The sequence below is a fragment of the Paenibacillus validus NBRC 15382 genome (genome assembly GCF_004000985.1).
Classification (GTDB): domain Bacteria; phylum Bacillota; class Bacilli; order Paenibacillales; family NBRC-103111; genus Paenibacillus_G; species Paenibacillus_G validus.
The window spans coordinates 26,563-33,655 of sequence record NZ_BIMH01000050.1; the positions used below are offsets into that span (position 1 = coordinate 26,563).

Annotated in this window: 8 protein-coding genes and 5 tRNA genes; 11 read left to right on the forward strand and 2 right to left on the reverse strand. The window is 54.1% G+C overall.

Translation table 11 applies throughout. The features are described 5' to 3' along the window. Window positions 1–282 precede the first annotated feature (282 nt). The 3 genes from PVA01S_RS22415 to PVA01S_RS22425 all read left to right on the forward strand — a co-directional run bounded on the left by PVA01S_RS22415 (window position 283) and on the right by PVA01S_RS22425 (window position 3,213). Entirely contained in the window at window positions 283–564 is a 282-nt protein-coding gene (locus PVA01S_RS22415) for a CopG family ribbon-helix-helix protein (RefSeq protein WP_054796896.1), read from the forward strand. Between the two features lie 3 nt (window positions 565–567). Next, window positions 568–918, forward strand: a complete 351-nt coding sequence (locus PVA01S_RS22420; protein WP_010494553.1) for a type II toxin-antitoxin system PemK/MazF family toxin — start codon at window positions 568–570, stop codon at window positions 916–918. Window positions 919–984: 66 nt separating this feature from the next. Continuing rightward, the gene (locus PVA01S_RS22425; RefSeq protein ID WP_127609705.1) at window positions 985–3,213 is read left to right on the forward strand and encodes a Tex family protein; all 2,229 of its coding nucleotides are present in this window, start codon (window positions 985–987) and stop codon (window positions 3,211–3,213) included. A 100-nt stretch (window positions 3,214–3,313) separates the two neighbouring features. Here PVA01S_RS22425 and cmpA read toward each other — a convergent pair whose 3' ends face one another. Then, window positions 3,314–3,457, reverse strand: a complete 144-nt coding sequence (cmpA, locus tag PVA01S_RS22430) for a cortex morphogenetic protein CmpA (RefSeq protein ID WP_127609707.1) — start codon at window positions 3,455–3,457, stop codon at window positions 3,314–3,316. A gap of 77 nt (window positions 3,458–3,534) precedes the next feature. Next, window positions 3,535–3,897 carry a hypothetical protein gene (locus tag PVA01S_RS22435; RefSeq protein ID WP_054799558.1) on the reverse strand — a complete coding sequence of 121 codons (363 nt, stop codon included), beginning with the start codon at window positions 3,895–3,897 and terminating at the stop codon, window positions 3,535–3,537. A gap of 145 nt (window positions 3,898–4,042) precedes the next feature. Between PVA01S_RS22435 and PVA01S_RS22440 the strand changes: the two genes are divergently transcribed. The 8 genes from PVA01S_RS22440 to PVA01S_RS22475 all read left to right on the forward strand — a co-directional run bounded on the left by PVA01S_RS22440 (window position 4,043) and on the right by PVA01S_RS22475 (window position 7,051). Then, window positions 4,043–4,519, forward strand: coding sequence for a SprT family protein (locus PVA01S_RS22440; RefSeq protein ID WP_054796867.1), 477 nt, complete (start codon window positions 4,043–4,045; stop codon window positions 4,517–4,519). Window positions 4,520–4,537: 18 nt separating this feature from the next. Continuing rightward, window positions 4,538–4,613 (forward strand) — tRNA-Asn (locus tag PVA01S_RS22445). Window positions 4,614–4,621: 8 nt separating this feature from the next. After that, window positions 4,622–4,709 (forward strand) — tRNA-Ser (locus PVA01S_RS22450). Between the two features lie 266 nt (window positions 4,710–4,975). Further along, window positions 4,976–5,989, forward strand: coding sequence for a UDP-glucose 4-epimerase GalE (galE, locus tag PVA01S_RS22455; RefSeq protein WP_127609709.1), 1,014 nt, complete (start codon window positions 4,976–4,978; stop codon window positions 5,987–5,989). 156 nt (window positions 5,990–6,145) lie between these two features. Then, window positions 6,146–6,217, forward strand: a tRNA-Glu gene (locus PVA01S_RS22460). An 8-nt stretch (window positions 6,218–6,225) separates the two neighbouring features. Continuing rightward, window positions 6,226–6,308, forward strand: a tRNA-Leu gene (locus PVA01S_RS22465). 135 nt (window positions 6,309–6,443) lie between these two features. Then, entirely contained in the window at window positions 6,444–6,863 is a 420-nt protein-coding gene (locus PVA01S_RS22470) for a pyridoxamine 5'-phosphate oxidase family protein (RefSeq protein WP_127609711.1), read from the forward strand. 106 nt (window positions 6,864–6,969) lie between these two features. After that, window positions 6,970–7,051 (forward strand) — tRNA-Leu (locus PVA01S_RS22475). Window positions 7,052–7,093: the final 42 nt, after the last annotated feature.

The window sequence follows — 7,093 nt, forward strand, 5'->3', positions numbered from 1 at the left end:
GGCACTAGCGCTCGTTCATGGGCTTGGCCGACAGCGAGCGGCAAAATTCGCAGCATGAACGCTAGAAATAGGTACTGGTGACAATTTCCACTCTATTTTTTGCATGCCATTGAGAGGATTTTCTTGTTTTTCCGCGAATATGTATAGCACATACTCATGTGATTATCGGGGGTATAGCATAATTGATATACTTGGCGCATATATTGGTCTTGTATATTTTTTCTGGAAGATTGCCATAATGGAAATAAGCTTTTGGTATGTCTCTTGGGGGTGCATGAACAGGTGGCCAATGCTCATAACACGAAGCGCATCATGATCAGTCTGCCGGATTATTTACTGGAGGAAGTCGACCATCTGGTCGAGAAGGAGAACTCCAACCGCAGCGAATTTATCCGTCAGGCCATGAAACTTTACCTTGTCGAACGCAAGAAAAGACACTTGCGCGAGTCGATGCAGCGTGGGTACATGGAAATGGCGAAAATTAACCTTAACATGGCCTCGGAAGCATTTCAGGCGGAGGAAGAAGCGGATCATACGCTTGACCGTCTGGTTAGCGGGGTGTAGCGAGTGATTGTCAAACGTGGCGATGTTTTTTTCGCGGATCTTTCCCCGGTTGTTGGTTCGGAGCAGGGGGGCATTCGGCCTGTTCTGATTATTCAGAATGATATCGGCAATCGCTTCAGTCCCACGGTGATCGTGGCGGCGATTACGGCGCAGATTCAGAAGGCCAAGCTGCCGACGCACGTGGAGATTGACGCGGAAGCGCACGGTTTTGACAGGGACTCGGTCATTCTGCTGGAACAAATCAGGACGATTGATAAACAGCGTCTAACGGACAAAATTACGCACTTGGATGAAGAAACCATGCGCAAGGTCGATGAAGCTTTGCAGATTAGCGTCGGACTAATCGAGTTTTAAAACAGCGTATGAAGCGGGGGCGTACAGGGGCCCTCGTTTTTTCGTATGTCGGGAGGAGTCGTACGGATGGCCAAAGAGCAAACGATTCAAACGGAACAGCAGGAGGAGCGTCAAGCCTTCGAATTGACAGCGGAGATGAAGGCTGCGATTCAGGAACGCATCCTGAAGCAGATTGCGGCGGAGCTCCAGATCGGAAGCGGACGCGTCAAAACGACGGTCGGTCTGCTTGACGAGGGGAACACGATTCCTTTTATCGCGCGGTACCGGAAGGAAATGACGGGGGAGCTCGATGAGAATCAGCTGCGGGACATTGAAGAGAGGCTGACGTATCTCCGCAACTTGGAGAATCGGAAGCTGGAGGTTATCCGGCTTATTGACGAGCAAGGGAAGCTGACGGGCGAGCTGCGTTCGGCAATCGAACAAGCTGTGAAGCTTCAGGAGGTCGAGGATCTGTACCGCCCTTACCGGCAAAAGCGTAAAACCCGCGCCAGCGTCGCCAAGGAAAAAGGGCTGGAGCCGCTCGCCCAGTGGATCGTGTCGCAGCCTAGGCAGGGCGATATGCTGACGGAAGCCTCGAAGTACATAAATTCGGACAAAGGCGTTCAGACGGCCGAGGAAGCCGTTCAGGGCGCGATGGACATTATAGCGGAGCAAGTGGCCGACGACGCCAAAATTCGCGCATGGGTGCGCAAGTATACGTTTGATCAGGGCATCCTGCGCTCGGAGGCGAAGAATGCCGAGCTGGAGTCGGTGTACGAGATGTATTACAGCTACCAGGAGCCGGTCCGCAAGCTGCCACCGCATCGCATTCTGGCGATTAATCGCGGGGAGCGGGAGGACGTGCTGAAAGTAACGCTGGAGGTGCCGGTAGAACGTATTCACGACTACATTGGCAAACAGCTGTTGAAGGGACCCTCCATTGTACGCGATACGCTTGCGGCGGTGGTCGAGGATGCTTATAAGCGGCTGCTGGCTCCCTCCATTGAGCGCGAGGTGCGGGGTGAGATGACCGAGAAGGCTGAGGAGAAAGCGATCGAGGTGTTCGCGGAAAACTTGCGGAACCTTCTGCTGCAGCCTCCGGTGAAGGGGAAGGTCGTGCTTGGCGTGGACCCGGCGTTCCGGACGGGCTGTAAGCTGGCTGTCGTCGACGATACCGGCAAAATGCTTGAGATCGCGGTCACGTACCCGACGCCTCCGAATAATAAAGTCGCCGAAGCGAAGGCGGTCTTCAAACGATTGATCGACGCGTACGGCGTAGAGCTGATCGTCATCGGCAACGGGACGGCTTCGCGGGAAACGGAGCAGTTCGTCGCCGGGTTGATCGGAGAGATCAAGCAGCGCAAGCTGGCCTACTTGATCGTGAACGAGGCGGGGGCAAGCGTGTACTCGGCTTCCAAGCTGGCCCAGTCGGAGTTTCCCGATCTGGACGTGGCTGAACGGAGCGCCATATCGATCGCCCGCCGGGTACAGGATCCGCTCGCGGAGCTTGTGAAGATCGAGCCGAAAGCGATCGGCGTCGGGCAGTACCAGCATGACGTGTCGCAGAAGCGTCTGGAGGAAAGCTTGACGTTCGTCGTCGAGTCGGCGGTGAACCATGTCGGCGTCGACGTCAACACGGCGTCGCCTTCGCTGCTGTCGTACGTCTCGGGGATTAACAGTACGCTGGCGAAGAACATCGTGAAGTACCGCGATGAGAACGGGAAATTCGAGAACCGGCAGCAGTTGCAAAAAGTCCCTCGCCTCGGCGCCAAGGCGTTCGAGCAGTGCGTCGGCTTCCTGCGTATTCCGGACGGGGCTAACCCGCTCGATAATACGCCGATTCATCCGGAGTCGTACGCGGTGGTGGACCGGCTTTTCAAGGAGCTGAAGCTGGAGCTGGCGAAGCTGGGCAGCGAGGAGCTGAAGTCGATGCTGCAGCGGCTGGAGCCGGAGGAGCTGGCAACGAAGCTGGGTGTCGGGGTTCCGACGCTGCGGGATATTTTGGACTCGCTGCTGCGTCCGGGTCGCGATCCCCGGGAGGAGCTGGAGGCGCCGATTTTCCGCACCGACGTGCTGCAGCTCGAGGATTTGACGCCGGGCATGGAGCTGAAGGGTACCGTGCGCAATGTCATTGACTTCGGCGCATTCGTGGATATCGGGATCAAGAACGACGGGCTGGTACACATCTCCCAGATGAGCAACTCGTACGTGAAGCATCCGATGGATGTCGTCTCGGTTGGCGACGTCGTCACCGTCTGGGTGCTGAATATCGATACGAAAAAAGGCCGCGTCGGGCTTACGATGAAAAAGCCTTAAGTGGCATAAAATAGAGCATAGGCCGGAACAAGGGAAAATGGAGGCAAGTTCCCTTAAGTCTGGCATATGCTCTATTTGACGGTCGGCGTGTTTGTTGATGTTAAGGTTGAAAGTTGGATGCGGACGAATCGGATTCGGATTTACGGGTGCGGTAAAAATACCAGCAGTCGTTAAGCAATCGAATTTGCCGCCGGTTTTTGTTGTAAAACGCACGCATCAGTTGGTTGCAAAGCCATTGTGGCAAGCCCATCAGCCCCTTCCCTCTAACTGCTATACGACTAACATATGGGCGAGAGGGCTATGGGGTGCAGGTCCTCATGATTAGGCGAGTTCTTCTTCCTCTTCGTACCATTGCTCCAGCTGAGCCTGGAGGGCGCGAATTTCCGTGAGGAGGGATACGAGCGGGTATTGTTTCTCTTGCTGCTGCAGAGCGGCGAACGTTTGCTCAAGCCGATTGATGTAATCCAGGCCGTGCTGCAGCTCGTAGCCGGGACGTACAATTTCTAGCCCTTCAAACTCTGCGATAAAGTACGGAAGCGCGGGAATGCCGGATACCGTTAATTTGTCTAGCTCTTTATGTAAGCGTTGGTTCAGCGCTGCGAGCTGGTACATATGAGTGGAAGGCATTTCCACGAATTCCAGCTGTTCGTTTCTTTGCAGCAGGGCGTATTTTTTATTGGACATGAAGTTTAATCTCTCCTATCGTATAGCGAATCGCGTGTCGGGCAAATTTATGAAGATTCCTACTTGACAGTTTAGCCTAACCTGCGGTTACAATTCAAGTGAATGCATATGTATAGAGAAGAACGTAGGGGTGGGAACATGGGAAATGGATGACCGGCAGCTGCAGCAGTGGGTCGAACAAATTTCGCTGTCGTCGTTTGGACGTCCTTTTGAGCATAAGGCGAGGTTTAACCGCAGGTTGAGGGCGACCGGCGGGAGGTACTTCACACGCAGCCACGATATCGAGATCAGTTGGCACCAGTATGAGCAATTCGGCATGCAGGATGTGGAGAAAATCATTAAGCATGAGCTGTGCCATTATCACTTGCATTTGCTCGGGTCCGGGTATCAGCACCGCGACGACGAATTTAAACAGCTGCTCACGCTTGTAGGCGGGACGCGGTATTGCCAATCGCTGCCGTCTGCCTTACAGCGGAAGGAGCCTTATCGATATAAGCTTGTTTGCGTCGATTGCAGGGCCGAATATTTGCGCAAGCGGAAGACCGATCCGCGGCGGTTTGTGTGCGGTCACTGTAAGGGAAAATTGAAGCTGCTGGCGCTTGACTTGAGCAAACATTCATGATAAATTAACAATTGTCGTTCCCTGATAGCTCAGTTGGTAGAGCACTCGACTGTTAATCGAGTTGTCACAGGTTCGAGTCCTGTTCGGGGAGCCATTATTCTTGGAGAGATACCCAAGTGGCTCAAGGGGACCCTCTGCTAAGGGGTTAGACTGCGTAAGTGGTGCGAGGGTTCGAATCCCTCTCTCTCCGTAAGATTGCAAAAACAACCGCCTAATAAGGCGGTTGTTTTTGCGTTTGGAGAGGCCGGAGGAATTCGAACCCTGAGAGAAGGGCGCCGATGCACGGAACCTCGCCCGCTGCACAGCGGCAAGTTCATCGCTTGTCCGCCTGACCATTGGCGGCGATGAGGATGAGCTCGCCCGTTCACGATATCGAAGCCCAAGTCTTGCAAAAACGCAGGCATGTCATGTACGCTAGAGTCGTAAACCATGCGTTAGATGTCGGAGGGTGAGCAAGTGGCGGTACTGGTAACGGGCGGTGCGGGATATATCGGGACACATACGTGTGTGGAACTATTGAACAGCGGATATGACATTATCGTCGTCGATAACTTCGATAACAGTAAGCCGGAGTCGCTGAAGCGCGTGAGAGAAATTACGGGGAAAGACTTCAAACAGGTGCAGGCCGACCTATTGGACCGAGACCGGCTTGAGGCGATTTTTCAGGACAATCGGATCGAGGCGGTCATTCATTTTGCCGGGCTGAAGGCCGTGGGGGAGTCGGTGCGTCTTCCTCTGAAATATTATCACAACAACATTACCGGCACGCTGCTGTTGGCCGAAGTGATGCAGAAGCACGGCGTGAAGAAAATAGTCTTCAGCTCATCGGCGACGGTATACGGCATGCCGGAGCGGGTACCGATTGACGAGGAGATGCCTTTGGGAGCTACGAATCCGTACGGTCGGACGAAGCTGATGATCGAGGACATCCTTCGCGACATATACATCTCCGACCCTGAGTGGAGCATTGCGCTGCTTCGTTATTTTAATCCGATCGGGGCTCACGCCAGCGGACGCATCGGAGAGGACCCGAACGGGATCCCCAATAATCTGATGCCTTACGTGACGCAAGTGGCAGTGGGCAAGCTGAAAGAACTGCAAGTATTCGGCAGCGATTACCCGACTCCGGACGGAACCGGCGTGCGCGACTACATCCACGTGGTCGATTTGGCGCTTGGTCATGTGAAGGCGGTGGAGAGCGTTCTCTCCAGCACGGGCGTTGAAGCATACAACCTCGGTACCGGCAATGGGTACAGCGTGCTTGAGATGGTGCGGGCCATGGAACAGGCTGCGGGGAGAACAATTCCTTACCGTATCGTAGATCGCAGGCCCGGCGATGTGGCGGTATGTTACGCCAATCCTGTCAAAGCCCGGGAGAAGCTGGGCTGGTCGGCGGAACGGGGATTGGCGCAAATGTGCGAGGATGCCTGGCGCTGGCAGCAGCAAAACCCCGACGGATACGGAAAATAAGCGCATGATGGAAAAGACCTGCCGGCATACCGCGCTTGTGCCTGGCAGGTTTTGCAGTTCGCCAAACAGATAAACCGAGGCAGCGATTTTTTTGAAAAAAAGGTATTGCCAACCCTAAACCTATTCGCTATAATAACACTTGTCGCTTTTAAGCATGGCCCGTTGGTCAAGGGGTTAAGACACCTCCCTTTCACGGAGGTAACAGGGGTTCGAATCCCCTACGGGTCATACTATGCGCGGTTGTGGTGGAATGGCAGACACGCTATCTTGAGGGGGTAGTGGGCGTACGCTCGTGGAGGTTCGAGTCCTCTCAACCGCATTGAAGCATCAAATCGATGAAAGCAAGTCCGATTTCCAGAGCTGGAAGTCAGACTTGCTTTTTTGTTATAGACGCTGCCATTTGGGGGAAGATAACCGCAAGCTTAATTTGGGAAGCCGAGAGGAGAGGTTAACGATGCAGCAAACCGAGCTGCTGGAAGATCAAATAGCGGGCGTGCTGGCGGCGAATCGAATCTGCTCGTTCGGAACGGTAGACGGAAACAAGCCGATGGTACGAGATATGGCGTTATTCCATGAGGGGCTTACGCTTTACTTGGCGACGAACAGCAAAACCGATAAAGTGGACGAGCTTCAAAACAACCCGAATGTCCACGTTCTGGTCGGGTATGACGGCAAACGTTCTTCGGACATCCTCCAAATTCAGGCAAGGGCCGAGATTTGCAAGGATAACGCATTGCGGGAGCGGCTCTGGAATGAGTCGTTTAAAGCATGGTTTCAAGGCCCTCATGATCCGGACTATGTCATACTGGAAATCAAGCCGGAACGTATCGAATACAACAGCGCGAATGCCGAGCCTCGAGTATGGCAAAAATAACCGCAACCAAGCGGCAACGATTTTACAGGAGCGCCGCTGCTTGCCCGAAGCCAATCGCTCCCACTTTACTCTTCTGTGCGAAAGAAGTATAATGGGATCTATATTCGCGGTTGTGGTGGAATGGCAGACACGCTATCTTGAGGGGGTAGTGGGCTTCGCCCGTGGAGGTTCGAGTCCTCTCAACCGCATACCAGCTTTACAAGAGCCTTCGCTGTTACGAGCGAGGGCTC

Excerpts from the sequence above, each read along its gene's own strand:
- PVA01S_RS22425 (WP_127609705.1), top strand. The coding sequence starts at position 985 with ATGGCCAAAGAGCAAACGATTCAAACGGAACAGCAGGAGGAGCGTCAA.
- PVA01S_RS22435 (WP_054799558.1), bottom strand. The coding sequence starts at position 3,897 with ATGTCCAATAAAAAATACGCCCTGCTGCAAAGAAACGAACAGCTGGAA.
- PVA01S_RS22440 (WP_054796867.1), top strand. The coding sequence starts at position 4,043 with ATGGATGACCGGCAGCTGCAGCAGTGGGTCGAACAAATTTCGCTGTCG.
- PVA01S_RS22470 (WP_127609711.1), top strand. The coding sequence starts at position 6,444 with ATGCAGCAAACCGAGCTGCTGGAAGATCAAATAGCGGGCGTGCTGGCG.